Source organism: Streptomyces bambusae (genome assembly GCF_019400985.1).
GTDB lineage: Bacteria > Actinomycetota > Actinomycetes > Streptomycetales > Streptomycetaceae > Streptomyces > Streptomyces bambusae_A.
Map to the genome: position 1 here is coordinate 1 of NZ_WTFF01000107.1, position 22523 is coordinate 22523.

Annotated in this window: 22 protein-coding genes and 1 riboswitch; of the genes, 12 read left to right on the top strand and 10 right to left on the bottom strand. The window is 72.8% G+C overall.

Features of this window, described 5'->3' with window-relative positions; genetic code table 11:
* The first annotated feature begins 386 nt into the window (after nucleotides 1-386).
* Together cdgB and GPJ59_RS16615 are read left to right on the top strand one after the other, a co-directional pair.
* A complete protein-coding gene (gene cdgB / locus GPJ59_RS16610) occupies nucleotides 387-2162 on the top strand; it encodes a diguanylate cyclase CdgB (protein ID WP_219667924.1) in 1776 nt (591 codons plus the stop codon).
* A gap of 79 nt (nucleotides 2163-2241) precedes the next feature.
* Nucleotides 2242-3264 carry a carbohydrate-binding protein gene (locus GPJ59_RS16615; RefSeq protein ID WP_219667925.1) on the top strand — a complete coding sequence of 341 codons (1023 nt, stop codon included), beginning with the start codon at nucleotides 2242-2244 and terminating at the stop codon, nucleotides 3262-3264.
* A 46-nt stretch (nucleotides 3265-3310) separates the two neighbouring features.
* Here GPJ59_RS16615 and GPJ59_RS16620 read toward each other — a convergent pair whose 3' ends face one another.
* The 3 genes from GPJ59_RS16620 to GPJ59_RS16630 all read right to left on the bottom strand — a co-directional run bounded on the left by GPJ59_RS16620 (nucleotide 3311) and on the right by GPJ59_RS16630 (nucleotide 6426).
* Complete coding sequence (locus tag GPJ59_RS16620) at nucleotides 3311-4249, bottom strand: 1-phosphofructokinase family hexose kinase (RefSeq protein ID WP_219667926.1); 939 nt, start codon at nucleotides 4247-4249, stop codon at nucleotides 3311-3313.
* Nucleotides 4250-4342: 93 nt separating this feature from the next.
* Entirely contained in the window at nucleotides 4343-5494 is a 1152-nt protein-coding gene (gene nagA / locus GPJ59_RS16625) for an N-acetylglucosamine-6-phosphate deacetylase (protein WP_219667927.1), read from the bottom strand.
* Nucleotides 5494-6426, bottom strand: coding sequence for an ROK family protein (locus GPJ59_RS16630; RefSeq protein WP_219667942.1), 933 nt, complete (start codon nucleotides 6424-6426; stop codon nucleotides 5494-5496). The genes nagA and GPJ59_RS16630 overlap by 1 nt, the downstream gene beginning before the upstream one ends.
* A 143-nt stretch (nucleotides 6427-6569) precedes the next feature.
* On the opposite strand from GPJ59_RS16630, the gene GPJ59_RS16635 reads away from it, so the two are divergent.
* Nucleotides 6570-7886 (top strand): extracellular solute-binding protein, encoded by a 1317-nt coding sequence (locus tag GPJ59_RS16635; RefSeq protein ID WP_219667928.1) that lies wholly within the window; start codon nucleotides 6570-6572, stop codon nucleotides 7884-7886.
* Nucleotides 7887-7958: 72 nt separating this feature from the next.
* On the opposite strand, the gene GPJ59_RS16640 is transcribed toward GPJ59_RS16635, so the two are convergent.
* The 3 genes from GPJ59_RS16640 to GPJ59_RS16650 are packed head-to-tail and all read right to left on the bottom strand — an operon-like array spanning nucleotide 7959 to nucleotide 8833.
* A complete protein-coding gene (locus tag GPJ59_RS16640) occupies nucleotides 7959-8195 on the bottom strand; it encodes a DUF3263 domain-containing protein (RefSeq protein WP_219667929.1) in 237 nt (78 codons plus the stop codon).
* Nucleotides 8196-8253: 58 nt separating this feature from the next.
* Nucleotides 8254-8571: a hypothetical protein gene (locus tag GPJ59_RS16645; protein ID WP_374200860.1), complete on the bottom strand. Its 318-nt coding sequence runs from the start codon at nucleotides 8569-8571 to the stop codon at nucleotides 8254-8256.
* A gap of 31 nt (nucleotides 8572-8602) precedes the next feature.
* On the bottom strand, nucleotides 8603-8833 hold the full coding sequence (locus GPJ59_RS16650; protein ID WP_219667930.1) for a type II toxin-antitoxin system VapB family antitoxin: 231 nt from the start codon (nucleotides 8831-8833) through the stop codon (nucleotides 8603-8605).
* Between the two features lie 158 nt (nucleotides 8834-8991).
* On the opposite strand from GPJ59_RS16650, the gene otsB reads away from it, so the two are divergent.
* Nucleotides 8992-9843: a trehalose-phosphatase gene (gene otsB / locus GPJ59_RS16655; RefSeq protein ID WP_219667931.1), complete on the top strand. Its 852-nt coding sequence runs from the start codon at nucleotides 8992-8994 to the stop codon at nucleotides 9841-9843.
* Nucleotides 9844-10084: 241 nt separating this feature from the next.
* Here otsB and GPJ59_RS16660 read toward each other — a convergent pair whose 3' ends face one another.
* Both GPJ59_RS16660 and GPJ59_RS16665 read right to left on the bottom strand, forming a co-directional pair.
* Nucleotides 10085-11518, bottom strand: coding sequence for an alpha,alpha-trehalose-phosphate synthase (UDP-forming) (locus GPJ59_RS16660; protein WP_219667932.1), 1434 nt, complete (start codon nucleotides 11516-11518; stop codon nucleotides 10085-10087).
* Between the two features lie 123 nt (nucleotides 11519-11641).
* Nucleotides 11642-12664, bottom strand: a complete 1023-nt coding sequence (locus tag GPJ59_RS16665; protein ID WP_219667933.1) for a glucosyl-3-phosphoglycerate synthase — start codon at nucleotides 12662-12664, stop codon at nucleotides 11642-11644.
* Nucleotides 12665-12841: 177 nt separating this feature from the next.
* Nucleotides 12842-12981: riboswitch (SAM riboswitch) on the top strand.
* Nucleotides 12982-12998: 17 nt separating this feature from the next.
* On the opposite strand from GPJ59_RS16665, the gene thrC reads away from it, so the two are divergent.
* The 6 genes from thrC to GPJ59_RS16695 all read left to right on the top strand — a co-directional run bounded on the left by thrC (nucleotide 12999) and on the right by GPJ59_RS16695 (nucleotide 18743).
* Nucleotides 12999-14273, top strand: a complete 1275-nt coding sequence (thrC, locus tag GPJ59_RS16670) for a threonine synthase (protein ID WP_219667934.1) — start codon at nucleotides 12999-13001, stop codon at nucleotides 14271-14273.
* A 45-nt stretch (nucleotides 14274-14318) separates the two neighbouring features.
* Nucleotides 14319-14597, top strand: coding sequence for a MoaD/ThiS family protein (locus tag GPJ59_RS16675; RefSeq protein WP_219667935.1), 279 nt, complete (start codon nucleotides 14319-14321; stop codon nucleotides 14595-14597).
* Nucleotides 14598-14979: 382 nt separating this feature from the next.
* Nucleotides 14980-15186 (top strand): cold-shock protein, encoded by a 207-nt coding sequence (locus GPJ59_RS16680; RefSeq protein WP_030009783.1) that lies wholly within the window; start codon nucleotides 14980-14982, stop codon nucleotides 15184-15186.
* 402 nt (nucleotides 15187-15588) lie between these two features.
* Nucleotides 15589-17208 carry a chaperonin GroEL gene (groL, locus tag GPJ59_RS16685; protein ID WP_219667936.1) on the top strand — a complete coding sequence of 540 codons (1620 nt, stop codon included), beginning with the start codon at nucleotides 15589-15591 and terminating at the stop codon, nucleotides 17206-17208.
* A gap of 107 nt (nucleotides 17209-17315) precedes the next feature.
* On the top strand, nucleotides 17316-17930 hold the full coding sequence (locus tag GPJ59_RS16690) for a phosphoribosylanthranilate isomerase (protein ID WP_258024501.1): 615 nt from the start codon (nucleotides 17316-17318) through the stop codon (nucleotides 17928-17930).
* 249 nt (nucleotides 17931-18179) lie between these two features.
* Nucleotides 18180-18743, top strand: coding sequence for a hypothetical protein (locus GPJ59_RS16695; protein WP_258024502.1), 564 nt, complete (start codon nucleotides 18180-18182; stop codon nucleotides 18741-18743).
* 42 nt (nucleotides 18744-18785) lie between these two features.
* Here the strand turns inward: GPJ59_RS16695 and GPJ59_RS16700 are convergent, their stop codons facing one another.
* Together GPJ59_RS16700 and murQ are read right to left on the bottom strand one after the other, a co-directional pair.
* Nucleotides 18786-20363: a PTS transporter subunit EIIC gene (locus tag GPJ59_RS16700; protein ID WP_219667938.1), complete on the bottom strand. Its 1578-nt coding sequence runs from the start codon at nucleotides 20361-20363 to the stop codon at nucleotides 18786-18788.
* A 73-nt stretch (nucleotides 20364-20436) separates the two neighbouring features.
* Entirely contained in the window at nucleotides 20437-21378 is a 942-nt protein-coding gene (gene murQ / locus GPJ59_RS16705) for an N-acetylmuramic acid 6-phosphate etherase (protein ID WP_219667939.1), read from the bottom strand.
* A 321-nt stretch (nucleotides 21379-21699) separates the two neighbouring features.
* Between murQ and GPJ59_RS16710 the strand changes: the two genes are divergently transcribed.
* Together GPJ59_RS16710 and GPJ59_RS16715 are read left to right on the top strand one after the other, a co-directional pair.
* On the top strand, nucleotides 21700-22071 hold the full coding sequence (locus GPJ59_RS16710; RefSeq protein WP_219667940.1) for a hypothetical protein: 372 nt from the start codon (nucleotides 21700-21702) through the stop codon (nucleotides 22069-22071).
* Nucleotides 22072-22081: 10 nt separating this feature from the next.
* Nucleotides 22082-22372, top strand: coding sequence for a DUF4031 domain-containing protein (locus GPJ59_RS16715; protein ID WP_219667941.1), 291 nt, complete (start codon nucleotides 22082-22084; stop codon nucleotides 22370-22372).
* Nucleotides 22373-22523 lie beyond the last annotated feature (151 nt).

Here is a 22523-nt window from a genome sequence, read left to right on the forward strand (position 1 = left end):
ATGCAATACTGTCGCAGTCTAAGGTGTTGTTGTAGCAACGCACGCACTCAGCCCAGAACTCGGCCACGCAAAGACCCCCGAGACGCGACGAGGTTATAAGAGAGACCGCCCCTGGCCCCCCCCCCCCCCCCCAACCCCCCCGAGGCCGAGCCTCGCCCCCGCCCCGGCCCCAGGCTCCGGCCCGCCGCCAGGCCCAGGCGCCCGCCCGCCCCTCCTGGCCCTCCCCACCCCGATGATCCGATCGTGTGACTTGAGTCACAGAGGGCAAGATTTGTTGACCCTGTGTACCTGCGGCACAGCTCACTGTGATTCAGTGGACAGGACACCGCAACGAACCGCCGATGACACACCTGGAGTTGCTGTCGAGGTCTCGGGGAGAGCGAGCAATGGAGACCGAGTCGGAGCCGTACGTCCGTCTTGCGACCCTGCGGCAGCTGCACCAGGTGGTGGCCGAGCTCAACACGGCCCGGAGCCTGGCGGACACGCTGCAGACCGTCGTGGACGGCATCGTCGTGGGCCTCGGCTATGAGCTCGCCGCCGTCAACCTCGTCCGTCCCGACGGCGATCTCGTCGTCGCCGCCTTCGCCGGGGACCCCGCCGCCGAGGCCCTGATCACCGGCCGGGTCGGCTCCCGCGCCTCCTGGGACCGCCGCCTGACCATGGGCGAGTCCTGGGGCGGCCTGCGTTTCATCCCGCACACCGAGGGCTGGGTCCTGCTGGAGGACGACGTGCCCCAGTGGCACACCGACGGCCCCGACCCCCGCTTCGAGGACGAGTGGCACCCCGAGGACCGGCTCTACGCCCCCATGTACGCGTCCGGCGGGGAACTCCTGGGTGTCATCTCGGTGGACAGACCCCGAAACGGCCGCCGCCCGGGCGCGTGGGGCCGCGAGGCGCTCCAGATGTACGCCTTCCAGGCGGCGATCGCGATCAGCAACGCGCGGCTGCGCGCGAACATGCAGCGGGCCCTGGTGCGCCTGGAGCGCGAGCAGCAGGCGCTGCGCGCCAGTGAGGAGTCGTTCCGCCAGGCCTTCGAGTACGCGCCCAGCGGCATGGCCATCGCCGAGATGGGCGGTGACCAGCACGGCCGGTTGCTGCGCACCAACGACGCCCTGTGCCGGCTGCTGGGCCGGCCCGCGTCCGTGCTGCGCCGCTACTCCTTCTCCGACCTGGTCCACCCCGAGGACATCGGCACCCTGCTGCGCACCTCCGCCGAGGGCGGCCGCGCCGAGCTGCGGCTGGGGCGGCGCGACGGGACGTACGTATGGGTCTCACTGCGCAACTCCGTCGTCGCGGACGCCGCCGACGGCCCGCGCTTCCTGCTCACCCACGTCGAGGACATCGAGGAGCGCAAGCGGCACGAGCTCCAGCTCGCCCACCGGGCCAGCCACGACTCGCTGACCGGTCTGCCCAACAGCGCCGAGCTGCGCGCCCGGCTCGGCGCCCGGCTGTGCCGCAGGCCGCAGTCGGTGCGGGCGACGGCCGTGGAGGCGCTGGACGCGGCCTTCGAGGGGCGGCCGGGGGAGGCGGAGCACGAGTTCCCGTACGACGGCTACGCGCGCGACGGGTTCCCGCACGACGGCTTCCCGGACACCGCCGGCGCCCCGGGCGCCCCCGGCCCGGCCGCGCCGGCTCCGGCGGGCGCCGCGAACGGCTACGGGGCCGGGCACGGGCACGGGGCCGGACACGGACACGGGCACGGGCCGGGGGCGTACGAGCACCACGTGCACACGGTGGCCCCCGCGTCGGACGTGGACGACGGCACCAAGGGCCTCGCGGTCCTCTTCTGCGACCTCGACGGCTTCAAGTCCATCAACGACCGGTTCGGGCACCACACCGGCGACGCCGTCCTGATCGAGGTCGCCCGGCGGCTGACGACGTGCGTCAGGGACGGTGACACCGTCGCCCGGCTGGGTGGTGACGAGTTCGTCGTGCTGGCCGACGGACTGGGCGCGGCCGACGCCGCCGATCTCGCCGTACGGCTGCGGGGCGCGATCATCCCGCCGATCCGGGTGGACGGGCGGGCGGTGCGGGTGGGGGCGAGTTTCGGCATCGGCTGGGCCTCCTGCGGCATGTCGGCGGACGAGGTGCTGCGCTCCGCCGACCAGCGGATGTACATCGAGAAAAGGTCGCGTTCCAAGGCGCACCGGCGGGCGGGCTGACCACTCCGGGCGGGCGGTGGAGCGCCTGGAGTGCGGCTGTTCGAGGTAGGCTCCCGGGGGTCGAAAGGAGTGACCTGCGATGACGACGCCCGCGAACAACGGCCCGAACGGTGGGGCGAACAAGCCCGAGGACGATGACCCGTTCGGCTACCTCTACGCGGACGGCCAGGCCAACGGTGCCACCCCGCCCCCGCCGGGCGGCGGTTACGGCTACCCCGGTCCGACGGTCGGAGGTCACCCCGGCGCACAGCCCGGCGTTCCCCGGACCTCCTACAACCAGGTGCGTACGGTCGGTGAGCGGACGTACGGCGGCCAGCGCGGCCACGTGCCCGCCCAGCCGCAGCAGCCGGCGTACCAGACGCCCGAGACGCTCCAGGCGGGCGGCTACGGCGTCCCCGCGCAGGCGCAGTCCGCGCCGGCCCAGGCGATGGCGGCGCCCTCCCGGCACGGAGGCGGCGGCGGGGGCTCCAACCGCCGCGGCATGCTGATCGCCGCCGTCGCGGTGGTCGGCGCGGTCGCGATCGGCATCGGCGCGGCCATGGCCTTCGGCGACAAGAACAAGGGCAAGGGCGAGGCGCAGGGCGAGGACCCGAGCGGCGGCCAGAACCCGTCGGCCTCGGCCCCGGCGACCCCCGGTCCGCAGCCGAGCACCTCCGCGTCGGCGTCGGAGGCCCCGCTGGCGAAGGCGGATGCGAGCGGCACCGGCTTCAGCCTGGCCGGCGGCGCCGTGCCGCAGAGCACGATCCCGGGCGCGAAGGGCGCGGGCGGCCTGTACGTGGGCGGTCTCAACACGCCCGGGGCGTCGGTGACATGGACGCTGGACGTGCCGAAGACCGCTGCGTACAAGCTGTGGATGACGTACGGGGTCCCCGGCAAGGACGCCAACATGACGATGACCGTCAACGGCGAGAAGCAGACCCGCCCGGTCAACATGAAGAACTTCTCGGGCGCGGCGGCCGGCGACTGGGCCAAGGGCTGGACCTACACCTGGCAGCGCGTGGACCTCAAGCAGGGCGCCAACCAGATCAAGCTGTCGTGCGAGGCGGGCAACTCCTGCGAGGTCAACCTCGACCAGCTGCGGCTGGAGCCCTACACGGGCTGAGCGGCCTTCGCCTCTCAGGGCCAGTCCCGGCCAGGGCCTGTCCCGCCTAGGGCCGCTCCTGGCCCTGGGGCTGAGTGACCTTCACCGACCCCCGTACCTCCTCGTAGGTGCGGGGGTCGAACTCTCCCGCCGTCGGGGCGTGGACCGTGGCCGCCGACAGGGCGACCGCGCGGGCCAGCCGGCCGGGCCAGTCCAGGCCTTCGACGAGGGCCGACAGCAGGCCCGCGACCGCGGAGTCACCGGCGCCGGTCGGGTTGCCGGACAGGGTGCGCGGCGGGGCGGCCTGCCAGGTGCCCTCGGTGGTGGTGGCGAGCAGCCCGTCGGGGCCGAGCGAGGTGACCACGGCGTGGGCGCCGCGGCGGCGCGCGTCACGGGTGGCCGGGAGCGGGTCGCGGGAGCCGGTCAGCTCGGCGAGCTCCGCGGCGTTCGGCTTGATCATCTCGGGTCGGGCGGCGACTCCGCGGCGCAGGGCCTCGCCGCTGGTGTCCAGCAGGACCGGGACCCCGGCCGCGCGGGCGGTGCGGACGAGGACGGCGTAGGCGCCGACGGGTACGCCGGGCGGGAGGCTGCCGCAGAGGGCGACGGCGGCGGCCCCGCGGACGAGCCGGTTGTAGGTGTTGAGGAACTCCGCCCACTCCGGGGCGGTGATCAGCGGTCCGGGCTCGTTGAACTGAGTGGTGTCGCCGGTCGCGGCGTCCACCACGGCCAGCGTGCGCCGGGTGCTGCCGGCGCACGGCACCAGGGCGTCGGTGACGGCCGGGGCCCGCGAGGCCAGCAGGGTGCGCAGCACCGCGCCCACGGGGCCGCCGGCGAAGCCGGTCGCGACGACCTCGTGGCCGAGCGCGGACAGGACGCGGGCCACGTTCAGGCCCTTGCCGCCCGGCCGCTGCGCCACCTCGGTGACCCGGTGGGAGTCGTGCGGGCGCAGCCGTGGCACGCGGTACGTGACATCGAGCGCGGTGTTGAGCGTGACGGTCAGGATCATGGCACCCCCCGGGGACTTTCGGTGCCGGGATCATGCCAAAGACGGGGCGGCCGGCCCAGTCCCCGGTCCGGCCACCACGTGCCCCTTACCCACTCAGCGCAGCGGGTTGACGACCCATTCGCCGCGCCGCATGACGCCCTTGAGCTCGAACTCGGCGTCCAGGACGACCAGGTCGGCGTACTTGCCGGGCTCCAGCGAACCCACTTCGTCGTACAGTCCGATGAGCTTGGCGGGATTGGCCGAGATGGCCTGCACGACCGATTCCACCGGCAGCCGGTCGATGGTGACGGACCGTTTGAAGGCGGTGTCCAGGGTGAGGGTCGAGCCGGCGATCGAGCCGCCCTCCACCAGCCGGGCCACGCCCTGCTTGACCTCGACCTCCAGCGGGCCGAGGTGGTAGGTGCCGTCGCCGAAGCCGGCCGCGTCCATGGCGTCGGTGATCAGCGCGACCCGGCCGGCGCCCGCGTGGTGGAAGGCCAGTTCCAGCATGGCCGGGTGCAGGTGCACGCCGTCGTTGATCAGCTCGACGGTGACCCGCTCGTCCTCCAGCAGCGCGGCGATCGGGCCGGGCGCGCGGTGCTCCATGCCGGGCATCGCGTTGTAGAGGTGGGTGGCCACGGTCGCGCCCGCGTCGATGGCCAGGCGGGTCTGCTCGTACGTGGAGTCGGTGTGCCCGATCGCGGCGATGACTCCGTGCTCGGCCAGCAGCCGTACGGAGTCCAGCCCGCCCGGCAGTTCGGTGGCGAGGGTGAACATCCGGGCCGCGCCGTGGGCGGCGTCGACCAGCTTGCGCACCTCGGCCGGGTCGGGGTCGCGCAGCAGGTCCTCCTTGTGCGCCCCCTTGCGGCAGGGGTTGATGAACGGGCCCTCGAAGTGGATGCCGGCGATCTCGCCGGCCTGCGTCAGTTCGGCCAGCAGCGCGGCGCGCCGGGCGAGTTCGTCCAGGCCGCCGGTGACGGTGGAAGCGACGAGGGTGGTGGTGCCGTGCTCGCGGTGGGTGCGCACGCCCCGCAGGACCTCCTCGGGGGTGCCGGAGGTGAAGGAGGCCCCGCCGCCGCCGTGGTTGTGGATGTCCACGAAGCCGGGGACGATCCAGTGCCCGGACAGGTCGTGCACCTGCGCGTCGTCGGGGGCGCTGCCCGCGATGCGGGCGCCCTCGACGATGACCCGTCCGCCGGTGACCGTTCCGGTCGGCAGCACCACCTTGGCGCCGGAGAGGACGGTGCTGTGAGCGCGTCCGGACATCAGGCAGGTACCTCCGTGGCGAGTAGGTCCCAGGCGAGCAGCCCTGCGCCCAGGCAGCCGGCGGTGTCCCCGAGGGCCGCCGGCACGATGTGGGGGAGCCGCTGGAACGTCACGCGCTCCTTGACGGCCGCCCGTAGGGGTATGAACAGGGTTTCCCCCGCCTCGGCGAGCCCGCCTCCGATGATCAGCGTGCGCGGGTCCAGCAGGGTGAGCGCCGTGACCAGGCCGTCCGCCAGTGCCCCCACGGCCTCCAGCCACACCGTGCGGGCCCGCTCGTCGCCGGCGGCGACGGCCTCGGCGCAGTCGGCCGCGTCGGCGTCCGGGTCGCCGCAGGCGGCCGCCCAGGCGCGGGAGACGGCGGAGGCGGAGGCCAGGGTCTCCAGGCAGCCGCGCTGGCCGCAGCCGCAGTCGGGGCCGCCGGGGCGCACCACGATGTGGCCGATCTCGCCCGCGCAGCCGTGCGCGCCGGCCTCGATGCGGCCGGCGATGCCGATGGCCCCGGCGATGCCGGTGCCGAGCGGCACGAACAGGAACCGGTCGGCGTGCCGGCCGGCGCCGATGCGGCCCTCGGCGAGTCCGCCCGTGCGTACGTCGTGCCCGAGGGCCACCGGGACGCCGCCCAGGCGCCGGCCGAGCAGCTCGCGCAGCGGTACGTCGCGCCAGCCGAGGTTCGCCGCGTACACGGCGATGCCGGCCTCGGCGTCGACGATGCCGGGGACGGCCAGGCCGGCGGCGCAGGCGGGCCGCCCGTAGCGGTCGGCGCCCAGGTCGCGCAGCTCGGCGGCGAAGTCGAGGATCGACTCGACGACGGCCTCGGGGCCCCGGTCGCGGCCGGTGGCGCGGCGCGCCTCGTGCAGCAGGGAGCCGTCCTCGGCGACGAGGGCGGCCTTCATCCCGGTGCCGCCCACATCGAGGGCGATGACGTGTTTCACGGGTTTCACAGGGGACAGTCTCGCGTGCTCGACCTGGAAAGGTCTAGTCCATTGCTGGGGCTTTGTTGAGTGGCCATACAAAACGTCAGTGGTGTAGACCTTACGTTGATCGTACGTACACACAGGGGTGGACAGAGAGCGTGATGGGCCGCAGTCGGAGCCGTAGCCGCAGTCGTCGCAGGAACCGGTCAGTGACGGGCGGGGCCGCCCTGTCGCTGTCCCTGCTCCTCACCGGCTGCGGCGCCGTGTCCGGCCTCACAGGGGACAACGAGGTGACCCTGCGGGTCGTGGCGGCCGACTACGGCGACAATCCGCAGAACTCGTCCCTGCGCCACTGGAAGAACCTCGCCGACGGCTTCCGCAAGGACCACCCGGGCGTCAAGGTCGAGGTCAGCGTCTACTCCTGGTCGGAGGTCGACAACAAGGTCGCCGCGATGGTCAAGGCTGGCAAGGCCCCCGACATCGCCCAGATCGGCGCCTACGCCGACTACGCGGCCGCCGGCAAGCTCTACACCACCGACGAGCTGCTCGCCGTCCAGACCGAGGCCGACTTCCTGGCGCCGCTCGCCGACGCGGGCAAGGTCAAGCGCGTGCAGTACGGGATGCCCTTCGTGGCCAGCACGCGGCTGCTCTTCTACAACGAGAAGCTGTTCGCGGACGCCGGGCTGACCTCGGGCGGCCGGCCGTGGCAGCCCAGGACGTGGGCGGACCTGGAGGCGGCCGCCAAGAAGCTCAAGGCCGCGAACGTGCCGACCCCCTTCGCGCTGCCGCTGGGCCGCGAGGAGGCCCAGGCCGAGACCATGATGTGGATGCTGGCGGGCGGCGGCGGCTACACCGACGGCGAGGAGGCGTACGCGATCGACTCGCCGGAGAACACCAAGACCTTCGAGTTCCTGCGGGACAAGCTCGTCGGGCAGGGCCTGACCGGGCCCGTCGCACCGGACCGGCTCGACCGGCAGACCGCCTTCGACGCCTTCACGCGGGGCGAGGTCGGCATGCTCAACGGCCACCCGACGCTGATGAAGCAGGCGGCCGCCAAGGGCGTGAAGTTCGGCATGGTGCCGCTGCCGACGGTGGACGGCACGGACAAGCCGAACATGGGCGTGGCCGACTGGATGATGGCCTTCAAGAACGGGCACCGCAAGGAGACCGGCCAGTTCCTCGACCACGTCTACGCGGCGCAGAACCAGACGGCCTTCACCAGCGCCTACGACCTGCTGCCGGTGACCACCAGCGGCTACCGCGCGATGAACGCCGGCACCGGGGGCAACAGTGCCCAGCTGAAGACCTTCCTCCAGGCGCTGCCGGGGTCGCGGCTGTACCCGGCGGGCAAGAAGTCCTGGCCGGGCGTGAGCGAGGACATCAAGGAGAACATCGGCAAGGCGGTCGCCCCGGGCGGCCAGCCGGCCAAGGTCCTGGAGCAGATCGCGACGTCGGCCCGCGCGAACGACCTGCACTGACGGCCGCCGCGGCTGCCACGGCGGGGCGGGGCGGGGTCTGCGGCCCGACTGCCCGGCCCTGCCGCTGCGGGCTCAGCGCCGGGCGCGCTGGGCCTCGCGGACGCGGCGCAGGCGGTTGACCGTGCCGGGGGCGTGGGCGAGTGCCCGCGGGTCGTCGATGAGGGCGTTGAGCAGCTGGTAGTACCGGACGGGGCTGAGTCCCAGCCCCTCCCGTATCGCCCGTTCCTTCGCCCCCGGGCCCGGCCAGGTCCGTGACTCGTACGCGAGCACGGCGGCCTCGGTCGCCGTCAGCTGCGCGTCGTCCGTCATACGGCCACATTAACGCCGGGCACCGACAGGGCCGGGGGAGCGGTCGGACCCCCCTGCGTCACGCCGGGGGCGGGAAGCTCCGGATGTCGAGCTCGTCGACGTCGGCGAGCACCCGGGCGACGGCCGGGAAATCTGCATCCCGGTGGAGGACGGTGAGCCGGTGGTGCACCGCCGTGGCGCACGCCAACAGGTCCAGAGGGCCCGCGCCGCGGTGCTGGCTCTTCTGCGTCAGCTTGTACTGCGCCGTGTCCACCCAGGACCATGCGTTCGCCGGGCAGCGGACAACGGCGAACAGGTTGTCCAGCATCTTGATCTGACCGGACTCGATCGCCGGAGCCCAGGCGGCGCGTGCGGCGGGTTCGTGCCCAGCTCCCACACGGCAGAGGTGTCGATCAGACAAGCACCGATCAGGCCGCCCCCCGCCAGGCTCGCTTCCTCGCCTCGTAAGCCTTGATCGCGTCGTCGAACTCGCCTTGCGCTGCCCGCCTCCCGAGTTCCTCCAGCGCCTGGAGTCGCTTGATCCGCTGCACGTAGTCGAGCAGCGCGCCGTTGATCGTGTCCTTCTTGGTTCGGGTTCCCATCAGACGCATGGCCTCGGCCAGCACGTCGTCGTCGAGATCCACGTTCGTCATGCTCACGGTGTCACCTCTGATCCCCGGGATGTGGATGATGTGGGCCCGGCATCCACATGTCCCACGCTAGGCGGAGGCGGCGCCGCGGGCAGGCGGTTCGAGGGAGCTCACCGGCCCGGCGGAAGCCTGGGCGGGGCGTGGGGCGTCCCGGTAGGGTCGTGGGCATGGGGAGCAGCCATCCGCACGACCTGCCGATGCCCGAAACCGCCGCCGGACGCGAGGGACTCCAAGCCCTCCTCCGCTCACCCAGCCGGTCCGTGGTCGCCCTCGACTTCGACGGCACCCTCGCCGACATCGTGCCCGACCCCGACCAGGCCCGTGCCCATCCCGACGCCGTACCGGCGCTGTCCGCGCTGGCGCCGCGCGTCGCCTCCGTGGCCGTCGTCACCGGCCGCCCCGCCGGGGTCGCCGTCCGCCTCGGCGGCTTCGCCGGCGTGCCCGGCCTGGAACACCTCGTCGTCCTCGGCCACTACGGAGCCGAGCGCTGGGACGCCGTCACCGGCATCGTCCACACCCCGGCCGAGCACCCCGGGGTGGCCGCCGTCCGCGCGGAGCTGCCCGGCTTCCTCGACGCGATCGGGGCCTGGCGGGGCACCTGGATCGAGGAGAAGGGCCGGGCCCTGGCCGTCCACACGCGGCGGGCGCAGGACCCGGCGGCCGCCTTCGCCGCCCTGCGCGAGCCGCTGACCGAACTGGCCCAGCGGCACGGGCTGATGGTCGAGCCCGGCCGCGCGGTACTGGAGCTGCGCCCGCCCGGCATGGACAAGGGCGTGGCACTCACCGAGTACCTGGCCGAGACCGGAGCCGAGGCGGTCCTCTACGCGGGCGACGACCTCGGCGACCTCGCCGCCTACGCGGCGGTGGAGAAGCTGCGCACGGACGGGATGCCGGGGCTGCTGGTGTGCAGCGGCTCGGCGGAGGTTCCTGAGCTGGCCGCCCGCGCGGATCTGGTCCTGCAAGGGCCGGCGGCGGTGGCGGGCTTCCTCACCAAGCTGGCGCAGGCCATGGCCCCCTGACACCTCGGCGGGGGCCGCTGCGCGGGGCCATTTCCCCACCCCGCCCCTTCCCGAAACCGGGGCTCCGCCCCGGACCCCGTTCCGTGCGCTTCGCGCCCGGTGCGCTCAAACGCCGCGCGGGCTGGAATGTGCCGCTGCGCGGCATATCCAGCCCCGCCTGGGGGCACCTCCCAGCGGTAGCTGGGGGAGTTTGAGGCGCGGGGGTACGGGGGCGGAGCCCCCGAAAGCGGCCCCGGCAGGGCTACGGCTTGGCCAGGTCAGCCAGCTGCGCCGCGAACCACCGCGCCGGCGGCAGCGCGGTGGCCGCCGCCGCCAGCCGCTTCGTCCGCTCCGCCCGCTCCGCACCCGGCATCGCCAGCGCCTCGTGCAGGGCCTTCGCCGTCTGCGTGACGTCGTACGGGTTCACGGCCAGCGCGTCGTCGCGCAGCTCCCCGTACGCCCCCGCGCCCGTCGACAGCACCACCGCGCACCCCGCCTCCGAGACCACCGGGATCTCCTTGGCCACCAGGTTCATGCCGTCCCGGACCGGGTTGACCAGGGCCACGTCCGCCAGCCGGTACGCGGCCAGGGAGCGGGCGAAGTCGTCCTTGACGTGCAGGTGGACCGGCCGCCAGTCGGGTGTGCCGAACTGCTCGTCGATCTCCTGCGCCAGCTGCGACACCGCCGCCGTGTAGTCGCGGTAGACCGCGAGGTCCTGGCGCGAGGGGTAGGCGAAGGCGAGGTGGACCACCCGGCCCCGCCACTGCGGGTACGAGGTCAGCAGCTCGCGGTACGCCAGCAGCCCGCGGACGATGTTCTTCGACAGCTCCGTGCGGTCCACGCGCACGATCGTGCGGCAGTCGCCGACCTCCGCGCGCAGCGCGGCCAGCCGCTCGTCCACCTCCGGACGGTGGGCCAGCGACCGCAGCTCGTCGCCGTCGACGCCCAGCGGGTACACCGACACCTCGGTCGTGCGCCGCTTCCACACCGAGTAGCGCCGGTGCTCCACCCGCGCGCCCGTCGGCTCCGCCTGCCCCCACGCGTCGTCCAGGTGGGTGCACTCCAGGAAGGCCGTGGCCCACGCCTCGGTGTGGAAGCCCAGCCGGTCCGCCCCGAGCATGCCCCACACCAGCGTCTCGCGGGCGTAGTCCGGCAGCATCCGCAGGTACTGCGGCGGCGCCCACGGGGTGTGGGTGAAGTGCGCGATCCGAAGGTCCGGCCGCAGCACCCGCAGCAGGCCCGGCACCAGGGCCAGGTGGTAGTCCTGGACCAGCACCGACGCGCCCTCGGCGGCCTCCTGCGCCAGCGCCTCCGCGAAGGTCCGGTTGTACGCCTCGTACGACTCCCAGCGGCGGCGGAACTCCGCGTCGAAGACGGGCTCGCGCGGGATGTCGTACAGCACGTGGTGGGTGAACCACAGGACCGAGTTCGCGATGCCGTTGTAGGCGTCGTCGTAGACCGCGGGATCGATGTCCAGCATCCGGACACCAGGCTCGGCGACCCCCCGGCGCACCGCCTCGCCGTCGGCCTCCGTGAGGGCCGCGCAGATCCACAGCGCCTCCGGCTGCTCCGCGAGGGCGGCGGACAGGCCGGAGACGAGGCCGCCCCCGCCGCGCCGGGCACTGAGGGTGCCGTCGTCGGCGAGGGCGTAGGACAGGGGGCCGCGGTTCGCTGCAACGAGCACCTGGGAAGCCATGCGGCCAACCTAGCCGGGGCCGGACCCGCTCAAACGTCTGTTCCGCCCAGCGCGGCGAGATGTCCGCCACCCGGTGGCGGGCGCTCCCCCGGCCACCTCCCCCAGGTACCCCCAGGGACGGCCTCATGCCACGCTGCGCAGCGCGTACTCCTTGACCTCGGCCATCGGCGGCCGTTCCTCGGTGTCGACCGGGTAGGTGCGCGGCACGAAGCCGTCCGGGCCGCGCTCGAACTGCGTCAGCTCCGGCCGTACGAGGTGCCCGCGCGAGAGCCGTAGCTGCGCCGTGCGGTAGATCGCGGCGGCCATCCGGCCCAGGGCCCGCTCGTCCTGGTGCCGGTGCAGCCGCACCCCGACGTCCACCTGGGCCAGCGCGTCGAGGCCCACCATGTGCAGGGCGTCGACGAGCAGGCCGAGCTCCACGCCGTAGCCGACGGGGAAGGGCAGCCGCTCCAGCAGGGAGCGGCGCACCGCGTACTCGCCGCCCAGCGGCTGGACGAAGCCGGCGAGCTGCGGCCAGTGCAGGTTCAGCAGCGGCCGGGCGACCAGCTCGGTGACCCGGCCGCCCTGGCCGGGCGGCGCGGCGGAGCCCGGCCCCGCGGTCCCCGGCCCCGTGGTCCCCGGCCCCGTGGTCCCCGGCCCCGTGGTCCCCGGGGCGTACGGGCGGTCGTACATCGCCTTGACGAACTGCACCTCCGGCTCGGTCAGCAGCGGGCCGACGATGCCGGAGACGAAGGTGGAGGAGAAGTCGCGCAGGTCCGCGTCCACGAAGCAGACGATGTCGCCGGTGGTGACCAGCAGCGAGCGCCACAGCACCTCGCCCTTGCCCGGCAGCGACGGGATCCGCGGCAGGACCGCGTCCCGGTGCACGACCCGGGCGCCGGCCGCGGCCGCCACCTCGGCGGTGCGGTCGCTCGAACCCGAGTCGAGGACCACCAGCTCGTCCACCAGAGGCAGCGGCAGTCCCTCGATCAGATCACGCCGGATCACCTCCACGATGGCGCCGACCGTCTCCTCCTCGTCGAGCGCGGGCAGGACCACGCTGACCGTGCTGCCCGACGCCCGTTTGCGGTCGAGCAGCTGGTCGAGCGGTCGGTCGGCGGCTGACCAGGAGCGCTCGGCCAGCCAGCGCTCCACCTCTTCCAGCACGAATCGGCTCCCATGACGTGATCCAGGTGGTCCATCTCGCGGATCGGACGACTGTCTCAACCCGCCCGGCCCTTCGGTTACAGTCTTGAGCAACGCGCAGGACGCCCGCATGTCGGGGTCGCCCCGCGCGCACAAACGCTCGGGAACGCGCCACGCGGCGCGCGGCCCGCGCCATACCGCTCATCCAGAGGGGCAGAGGGATACGGCCCGTTGAAGCCCCGGCAACCCTCCAGTCGGTTCTCGCTGTCGCGAGGTCCCCGGCTAGGGAAGGTGCCAAATCCGTCTCGCGGCGAAGTGCGCCGTGAGGAAGATGAGGAGAAAGGGCCTCGCCATCATGGCTGTACAGACTGTTGCCACCTCTGTCGATCTCGGTCCCGCGACCGGCCTCTCCTGTCGCGAGTGCGGTACCCGCTTCGAACTCGGCCCCGTCTTCGCCTGCGTCGAGTGTTTCGGGCCGCTGGAAGTGGCGTACGAGCTCCCGGCCGGCGACCCCGAGGCGCTGCGCGCGGCGATCGAGGCCGGCCCGGACAACATCTGGCGGTACGCGCCGCTGCTGCCCGTCCCGGCCGACGTGGCCGCCAAGCCCAGCCTGAACCCGGGCTTCACCAAGCTCGTGGACGCCCGCAACCTGGCCAAGGAGCTGGGCGTCACCGGCAAGCTCTACGTCAAGGACGACTCCGGCAACCCGACGCACTCCTTCAAGGACCGGGTCGTCGCGATCGCCGTCGAGGCGGCCCGCGCGTTCGGCTTCACCACCCTGTCCTGCTCCTCCACCGGCAACCTGGCCGGCGCCGTCGGCGCCGCGGCCGCCCGGGCGGGCTTCCGCTCCTGCGTGTTCATCCCGCACGACCTGGAGCAGGGCAAGGTCGTCATGGCCGGGGTGTACGGCGGCGACCTGGTCGGTATCGAGGGCAACTACGACGACGTCAACCGCTTCTGCTCCGAGCTCATCGGCGACCCGCTGGGCGAGGGCTGGGGCTTCGTCAACGTCAACCTGCGCCCCTACTACGGCGAGGGCTCCAAGACCCTGGCGTACGAGATCTGCGAGCAGCTCGGCTGGCAGCTGCCCGACCAGCTCGTCATCCCGATCGCGTCCGGCTCCCAGCTGACGAAGATCGACAAGGGCCTGCAGGAGCTGGTCAAGCTCGGCCTGGTCGAGGACAAGCCGTACAAGATCTTCGGCGCCCAGGCCGAGGGCTGCTCGCCCGTCTCCACGGCCTTCAAGGCCGGCCACGACGTGGTGCGCCCGCAGAAGCCGAACACCATCGCCAAGTCGCTCGCCATCGGCAACCCGGCCGACGGCCCGTACGTCCTGGACATCGCGCGCCGCACCGGCGGCTACGTCGAGGACGTCACCGACGAGCAGGTCGTCGAGGGCATCAAGCTGCTGGCGCAGACCGAGGGCATCTTCGCCGAGACCGCGGGCGGTGTGACCGTCGGCGTGACGCGCAAGCTCATTGAGAACGGCCTGCTGGACCCGGCCCTGACCACGGTGGTCCTCAACACCGGTGACGGCCTGAAGACCCTGGAGGCCGTGGCCGCCGACAGCGGCCAGACCGCCACCATCCGCCCCAGCCTGGACGCCTTCCGCGCCGCCGGCCTGGCCTGACCGATCCCCCTACGACTCAACGCCTACCGGAAAGGCAGGTACGCCATGAGCGTCAACGTCCGCATCCCCACCATCCTGCGCACCTACACGGGCGGCGAGGCCGAGGTGAAGGCCGAGGGTGCCACCCTGGCCGAGGTCATCACCTCGCTGGAGGGCAACCACCCGGGCATCGCCGCGCGCCTCCTGGACGACCAGGGCAAGCTGCGCCGTTTCGTGAACGTCTACGTCAACGACGACGACGTGCGCTTCGAGGGCGGCCTGGAGGCCGCCACGCCGGACGGCGCGGGCGTCTCGATCATTCCGGCGGTCGCCGGCGGCTGCTGACACGCGCCACCGCAGAATTGCCCCCTCCGCAAAAGCGGAGGGGGCAATTCTGCTTGGTTGGGCGCGGTAGAGTTGGGGAAGTCCCCGCCGCTGTTCTTGCCCGCCGCATATGAGCGGGTCGCGGCATGGTCGACATTGGGTCAATGTGCGCGTGCGGTATGGGGCATTGGCGTGATATGCCGGGTCCGAGTTGCCCAGGAATATGCCCACTTTTCGTGTTACTTCTCAGTATCTGAGTGTCCAGATTTCTCGTCGGAATGACCTGTTGCAGACAGCGTCGGTCCAGATACATTCAGCCGCGGTCGACGCGTTCCGGCGCAAGTTCTGACCCGGGACCGCGAAGTGCGGTCCCGCGCAAGGGCCAGTAATAGGGGAGTTAGGCATGGCTCAGGGCACCGTCAAGTGGTTCAACGCGGAGAAGGGCTACGGCTTCATCGCGGTCGACGGTGGTGCGGATGTGTTCGTCCACTACAGCGCCATCCAGATGGACGGGTACCGCACCCTTGAAGAGGGTCAGCGGGTCGAGTTCGAGATCTCGCAGGGCCAGAAGGGTCCGCAGGCCGACATGGTCAAGCTCGCACTCGGCTAGTCCTGGCGCGTTCGACCACCGGCACACAGACCGGACACACACGCACGAGGGGCCCGCATCCCGGAGGGAGATGCGGGCCCCTCGCGCGTGCCGCGACGCCCGCGCGCCCTGGGCGCCGTACGCGCTCGTGCGTGGCCGCTGCACGCGCTCGTGCGCGGCCGCTGCGCGCGCTCGTGCATGGCTACAGCACCAGCCCCGCTTCCTGAGAGCCGCTTGCACTCGGGGGTGCCGAGTGCTAATCATTGGCGTTAGCACTCTCCGGGTGAGAGTGATAAAGACGAGGACCGGGTCGGTGAGGCCCGCGGGCCCCGGCGGGAAGGAACCGCCGGGCCGGCAGGCCGTCCGTCGCGGGCGCCACGCGGTCCGAAGGCAATCCACCCCAGTCCGGGAGGACCACTTCACATGGCCAAGATCATCGCGTTCGACGAGGAGGCCCGGCGCGGTCTCGAGCGCGGCATGAACCAGCTCGCCGACGCCGTCAAGGTCACCCTTGGCCCCAAGGGTCGCAACGTCGTCCTCGAGAAGAAGTGGGGCGCCCCCACGATCACCAACGATGGTGTGTCCATCGCCAAGGAGATCGAGCTGGAGGACCCGTACGAGAAGATCGGCGCCGAGCTGGTCAAGGAAGTCGCCAAGAAGACGGACGACGTCGCCGGCGACGGTACGACCACCGCCACCGTCCTCGCCCAGGCGCTCGTCCGCGAGGGCCTGCGCAACGTGGCCGCGGGTGCCAACCCGATGGCCCTCAAGCGCGGTATCGAGAAGGCCGTCGAGGCCGTCTCCGGCGCGCTGCTGGAGCAGGCGAAGGATGTCGAGACCAAGGAGCAGATCGCTTCCACGGCCTCCATCTCCGCCGCCGACACCCAGATCGGCGAGCTCATCGCCGAGGCCATGGACAAGGTCGGCAAGGAAGGCGTCATCACCGTCGAGGAGTCCCAGACCTTCGGTCTGGAGCTGGAGCTCACCGAGGGTATGCGCTTCGACAAGGGCTACATCTCGGCGTACTTCGCGACCGACATGGAGCGCATGGAGGCGGCCCTGGATGACCCGTACATCCTGATCGTCAACTCCAAGATCTCCTCCGTGAAGGACCTCCTCCCGCTGCTGGAGAAGGTCATGCAGTCGGGCAAGCCGCTGCTGATCATCGCCGAGGACGTCGAGGGCGAGGCCCTGTCGACCCTGGTGGTCAACAAGATCCGCGGCACCTTCAAGTCCGTTGCCGTCAAGGCCCCGGGCTTCGGCGACCGCCGCAAGGCCATGCTCGGCGACATCGCCATCCTCACCGGCGGCACGGTCATCTCCGAGGAGGTCGGCCTCAAGCTGGAGAACGCGGGCCTGGACCTGCTCGGCCGCGCCCGCAAGGTCGTCATCACCAAGGACGAGACCACGATCGTCGACGGTGCCGGTGACAGCGACCAGGTTGCCGGTCGCGTCAACCAGATCCGCGCCGAGATCGAGAACTCCGACTCGGACTACGACCGCGAGAAGCTCCAGGAGCGCCTGGCGAAGCTGGCCGGCGGCGTGGCCGTCATCAAGGCCGGTGCCGCCACCGAGGTCGAGCTCAAGGAGCGCAAGCACCGCATCGAGGACGCCGTCCGCAACGCGAAGGCCGCCGTCGAGGAGGGCATCGTCGCCGGTGGTGGCGTGGCCCTGCTGCAGGCCTCCTCGGTCTTCGAGAAGCTGGACCTGAACGGCGACGAGGCCACCGGTGCCAACGCCGTCAAGCTGGCCCTGGAGGCCCCGCTGAAGCAGATCGCCGTCAACGGTGGTCTCGAGGGCGGCGTCGTCGTGGAGAAGGTCCGCAACCTCACCGTGGGCTGGGGCCTGAACGCCGCGACCGGCGAGTACGTCGACATGATCGCCGAGGGCATCATCGACCCGGCGAAGGTCACGCGCTCCGCGCTGCAGAACGCCGCCTCCATCGCGGCCCTGTTCCTGACCACCGAGGCCGTCATCGCCGACAAGCCGGAGAAGGCCGCGGCCGCTCCGGGCGGCATGCCGGGCGGTGACATGGACTTCTGATCGACCCCGGTCGATCGGTTCGTTCCTGACCGAGGGCGGTGCGCGCTTCCTGACGGAGGCGGGCACCGCCTTCGGGCGTTTGGAAGACTGGCGGGATGAGTGACGCTATGACTGAAGACGACGCAGACGTGTTCATCAAGATCTGCGGCCTCAGGACCGAGCGGGACGTCGAGGCGGCCGTGGCCGCCGGGGCCGACGCCGTCGGCTTCGTCTTCGCCCCCGGCAGCCCCCGGACCGTGGACGCGGCGACCGCGCGGCGGCTGGCCGCCCTGGTGCCGGCCGGCGTGCTGACCGTCGGGGTGTTCCGCGGGCAGTCGGTCGAGGAGGTGCGCCGCTTCGCCGAGGAGAGCGGCGTACGGGGCGTGCAGCTGCACGGGGAGGAAGGGCCGGAGCACTACGCGGCCCTGCGCGCCGAGGGCCGCACTCTGCTGCGCGCGACCGCCGAACGGGTCCGCCGCTGCGGCGAGTACGGTGAGGACCTCCTCCTCCTGGACGCCCCCGACCCCGGCTCGGGCAAGCCGTGGAACTGGGGCTCGGCGGACTTCACCGCCCCCGAGGGCCGCTGGCTGCTGGCCGGCGGCCTGAACCCGTCGAACGTCCACGAGGCCCTCAAGGCCACCGGCGCCTGGGGCGTGGACGTCTCCAGCGGAGTGGAGAGCGAGCGGGGCGTGAAGTCCCCCGCCCTGATCCACGCATTCGCGCAGGCGGCACGGGGCCGCTAGCCGCGCCGCCGCGAGCGGGGCCGCCGCGAGCGGGGCCGCGTCAGTCGGCGAAGTCCTTGAGCGCCTGCCCCGTGCGCCCGGCGGCGGATCGCCTGAATCGTCATTCCGGCTCCGTTCGATGCGGCGGACGCACACGCTAAGGGCATATGCGATGCCGCAGCGGCCGAACAGCGGTGGACTGACCCGATCGGGTGGCGGCGGTGCCGGTCCGGACCCGGTCGGGTCGGTGGCGGCTGCCATGCTGCGGACATGGGCATCTCGGTAACCACCCGGTGGGACAAGGACAGTGGGCTGTGGACCGCCGTCGGGGACGACGGGGAGCGGACGGAAACCAGAACCGCCGAATCGGCGGAGGAGGCGACCGCCCTGGTGCACGAGGCGTTCGGCCTGCCTGCGTGGCGGCCGCAGCCACCGCCACCGCCGGGCATGCAGCGCTTCACCCTGATCCATTGCCCCGCACCGGGTCGGCCCGGACACGACGATCCGCGCTACGCGGCGCTCACGGCACGACCGCCGGAGGGATGCACGGTCAAGGACGTGGGCGGGTACCTCGGGCTCCGCTGCGAGCGTCCGGGTGAGCGGCTGCTCGACGCGGTCGCCGACACCTGCCGGGAGATCCGCGAGGAACACGGCCTGCTGATGAACGACCTCGGCATCGAGAAGCTGTGGGAGTGGTCGAGCGACGGCACGGACGGCTGGGGCGCGGAGATCGTCGGCCAACTGCTGCTGATGGCGGCCGAGCGCGGCCCGCGGCTCGGCTACAGCGGCGACGACCTGGTGCGGTTCCTGCGGGTGGTGGTCGGGGGACGGTGACCGCGCTGTCCGTGCTGTCCGTCGTACGTTGTGCTCGGCGGCTCAGGGGGTCAGGGCCGGGGACTTCGGTGGGGTGGTGGTGGCGGTCGTGTCGCCGCCCGTGTCGAGTTCCCGCAGCATCTGCTGCGTGAAGCCGAAGAAGTACGTGGCCAGGAAGCCCACCAGGTAGCCGACCGCCAGCCCGCCCGCGTAGAGGGCGACGGCCGCGGCCATGCCCGACGTGCCGTCCAGGAGGGGGAAGAGGGCCCAGCCCGACGGACCGATGGCGAGGGAGCCGAACGAGCTGCCGAGCTGGTGGAAGAGCCCGATGAACGCCCCGCCCGCCGCGCCGCCGGCACAGGCCGTGACGAAGGGGCGGCCGAGGGGGAGCGAGACGCCGTAGATGAGCGGTTCGCCGACGCCCAGGAGGCCCGCCGGGAGGGCGGACCTGACGGTGGTGCGGATCGAGCCGTTGCGGGGGAGCCGTACGTAGACCGCGATCGCCGCGCCGACCTGGCCCGCGCCCGCCATGGCGAGGACGGGCAGCAGGACGGTGTGGCCGGATTGCTCGATCAGCGTGGTGTGGATGGGGATCAGGGCCTGGTGCAGGCCGAGCATCACCAGCGGGAGGAAGAGGCCGCCGAGGACCAGGCCGGCGAGCGCACCGCCGTGGGCGAGCAGCCAGTTCGCGGAGCCGCCGATGGCCTGCGCGACCTCACCCGCCACGAACATCAGGCCGAAGACGGTGGCCAGGCCGGCGGTCAGCACCGTGACGGTGGGAGTGACCAGGACGTCCAGGGCCTCGGGGACCCGGCGGCGGCACGCCTTCTCCACGTACACGGCGAGCAGGGCGGCGCCGAGCGCGCCGAGGACGCCGCCCTGGCCCGGAGCGAGCGGCACGCCGAAGGCGGTGACCTTCGCGATCCCGGGGAAGACGATGACGGCCGCGACCGCCCCGCCGAGGATCGGGGTGCCGCCGAACTCCTTCGCCGTGTTGTGCCCGACGAACACGGCGATCAGCGACATGAACCCGGAGGCGATGGCGGCCAGTGCGGGTACGGCGGACGGCAGCCGGCCCGTGTTGACGAGGACCCCGTTGATCCCGGCGATGACGCCGCAGCCGATCAGGGCGGGGATCAGCGGGACGAAGACGTTGGCGATCCGGCGCAGGAAGAGCTTGAAGGGGGTGGCGTTGCGGGCCTTCTGAGCCGCCTTCAGGGCGGCGCCCTGGGCTGCCAGTTCCCCGGCCGTCGCGGGCGGCCGGTGGGCGGGCGCCGCGTCCGGGTCGGCGTCCGTGTCCGCGCCTGCGCCCGCGCCCGCGCCCGCGTCGGTCGACCCGGCCGGGTGGGTGGCGGTCTCCGCCACGAGGGCCTCGAACTCAGGTGTGACCCGGACGACCGGGCCCGGCCCCAGGACGACCTGGTAGGTGTCGTCGTCCTCCACGACACCGAGGACCGCGGGAAGCGCCCGGAGCTCCTCGTCCCGCACGAGGGAGCGGTCGCGCAGGCCGACGCGCAGCCGGGTCATGCAGTGCGCGACCGCGGTGATGTTGCCGGCGCCGCCGAGGAGCGGCAGGAGCGCGGCGGCGGTGGCGCGGTAGGGGTTGCCGTCGGGACCGGGGCTGGGTGAGGGAGGTGCCATGTGGGGGCCTTGCTGTGCGGGGGGAGAGGGGAGGCGGCCGTCCGTTGCGGGCCGGTGCGTGGACGTGCGCGTCCTACGTGGACCGGGACGCGGACGTCGCCTGCTCCAGGGCCGGGCGCAGGTGGCCCTGGTGCGTGTCGAGCAGGTGAGCGGCGGTGGCGGCGTCGACGCCGCCGAGCAGTACGAGGACGGCGTGCTTGACCTCGCCGCCGGTCGCGGTGAGCGCGGCCTCGATCTCCTCGTCGGGCGCGCCGGTGGCCTGGGCCACGATGCGCCGGGAGCGGGCGCGCAGCTTCTCGTTGGAGGCCCGTACGTCGACCATGAGGTTCCCGTACGTCTTGCCGAGCCGGATCATCGTGATCGTCGAGATGAGGTTGAGGACGAGCTTCTGGGCGGTGCCGGACTTCAGCCGGGTGGAGCCGGCGAGCAGTTCGGGCCCGACGACCACCTCGATGCCGTGCTCGGCCGCCGCGGCCAGCGGGGAGCCGGCGTTGCAGGACAGCCCGACGGTGAGCACGCCCCGTGCCCGCGCGTACTCGACGGCGCCGACGGCGTACGGGGTGCGGCCGGAGGCGGAGACGCCGATGACGGCGTCCTCGGAGGTCAGGCGGAGTGCGGCGAGGTCCGCGGCGGCCAGCTCGGCGGAGTCCTCGGCGCCCTCGACCGCCGATACCAGGGCGGTTGGCCCGCCCGCGATCAGGCCGACGACCTGGGCGGGGTCGGTGTTGAAGGTGGGCGGGCACTCGCTGGCGTCCAGGACGCCCAACCGGCCGGCGGTGCCCGCCCCCGCGTAGACGAGCCGGCCGCCGCGGGCCATGCGGGCGGCGACGGCGTCGATCACGGCGGCGATCTGCGGGAGCCGGGCGGCGACGGCGGCGGGGACGGTGGCGTCCTCGGCGTTCATGGTGCGGGCGATGTCGAGCGTGGAGAGCCGGTCGATGTCGGCCAGTTCGGGGCGGAAGGCCTCGGTGGTGAGGGTCTCCAACTGGGCGCGGAGGGCGGCGTACGCGGTCATCCGGGGCTCCTGGGCTGCTGGGCTGCTGGGCTCCTGGGCGGAAGGGGGGCCGTCCGGTGCTTCCTGGCGGGGGCGTCCTGCGGGCTGTCGGGGGCGGGGCAGCGCGCCGGGGCGGCGCGCCGGGGCGGCCGGATCAGGGCGGGGCCGGGGGCGGGATGGTCCCGGTCCGTCTCCTGCTCATCACGGAAACGTATTTTCGGCACCGGGACGGGTCAAGGCGCCACAGGCCGCGCGCCCTCCGGGCCCTCCGCCCGGCCCAACGGGCGCCGGGCCCGCGAAAGGGTCTTCGCCGAGGACCGGGCCCGGGTTGACAATGGCCCCATGGACCACGCGACCCCCCTGGAACAGGCGCTCCACGCCGCCCGTGCTCTTGTCCTCGCCGATCTCGTCGCGGGCGAGGTCGCCGAGGCCGATGTCGTCTCCCTCGTCGAGGACTCGGTCGCGCACCGCCGCTGGTGGGTGGAGCAGTGGCCGGAGGGGGTCGGCTACCTCGCCGGGCTGGTCGCCCAGGACGTGCAGGACGCCCTGCTGTCGAAGTACGGGCGCTGGCCGCTGTGTCCCGTGTGCAGCCACGGCGACCCGCACGCCCTCGACGTCGAGCCCGAACTCGGCCCCGATCCGTACTGGGTGTGCGGCAAGGCGGGCGTGAAGGTCGCCGCCGTCGGCTCGCTCGGCCCCGTCTTCGGGCGGTGAGCAGCGACCGGTGACCCTCTACATCGATCCGCCGACCTGGCCGGGCCACGGCCGGATGTGGTCCCACCTGGTCAGCGACGTCTCGTACGAGGAGCTGCACGCGTTCGCGGCCTCCATCGGCTGCCCGCCGCGCGCCTTCGAACGGGACCACTACGACGTGCCCTCGCACCGCTACGCCGACGCCGTGGCGGCGGGAGCGGTGGAGGTGGGCAGCAAGGAACTGGTGCGCCGGATCACCGAGGCCGGCCTGCGCCGGCCGAAGTACCGCGCCCGGACGAACCCGCCGGGCGACGACGCCTAGTCCGCCGCGGCGCCTGGCCCGCGCCTAGGGCCTGTCGTCAAATTCCCGTCTGCCCCGCGACGCCTGGCACGCACTCTCGCCGCACCGGACGAAACCCCAAGTACGTCCAGTACGAGGGCTTCCGCCCGGCACGCCGAGAGCACGCACCAGA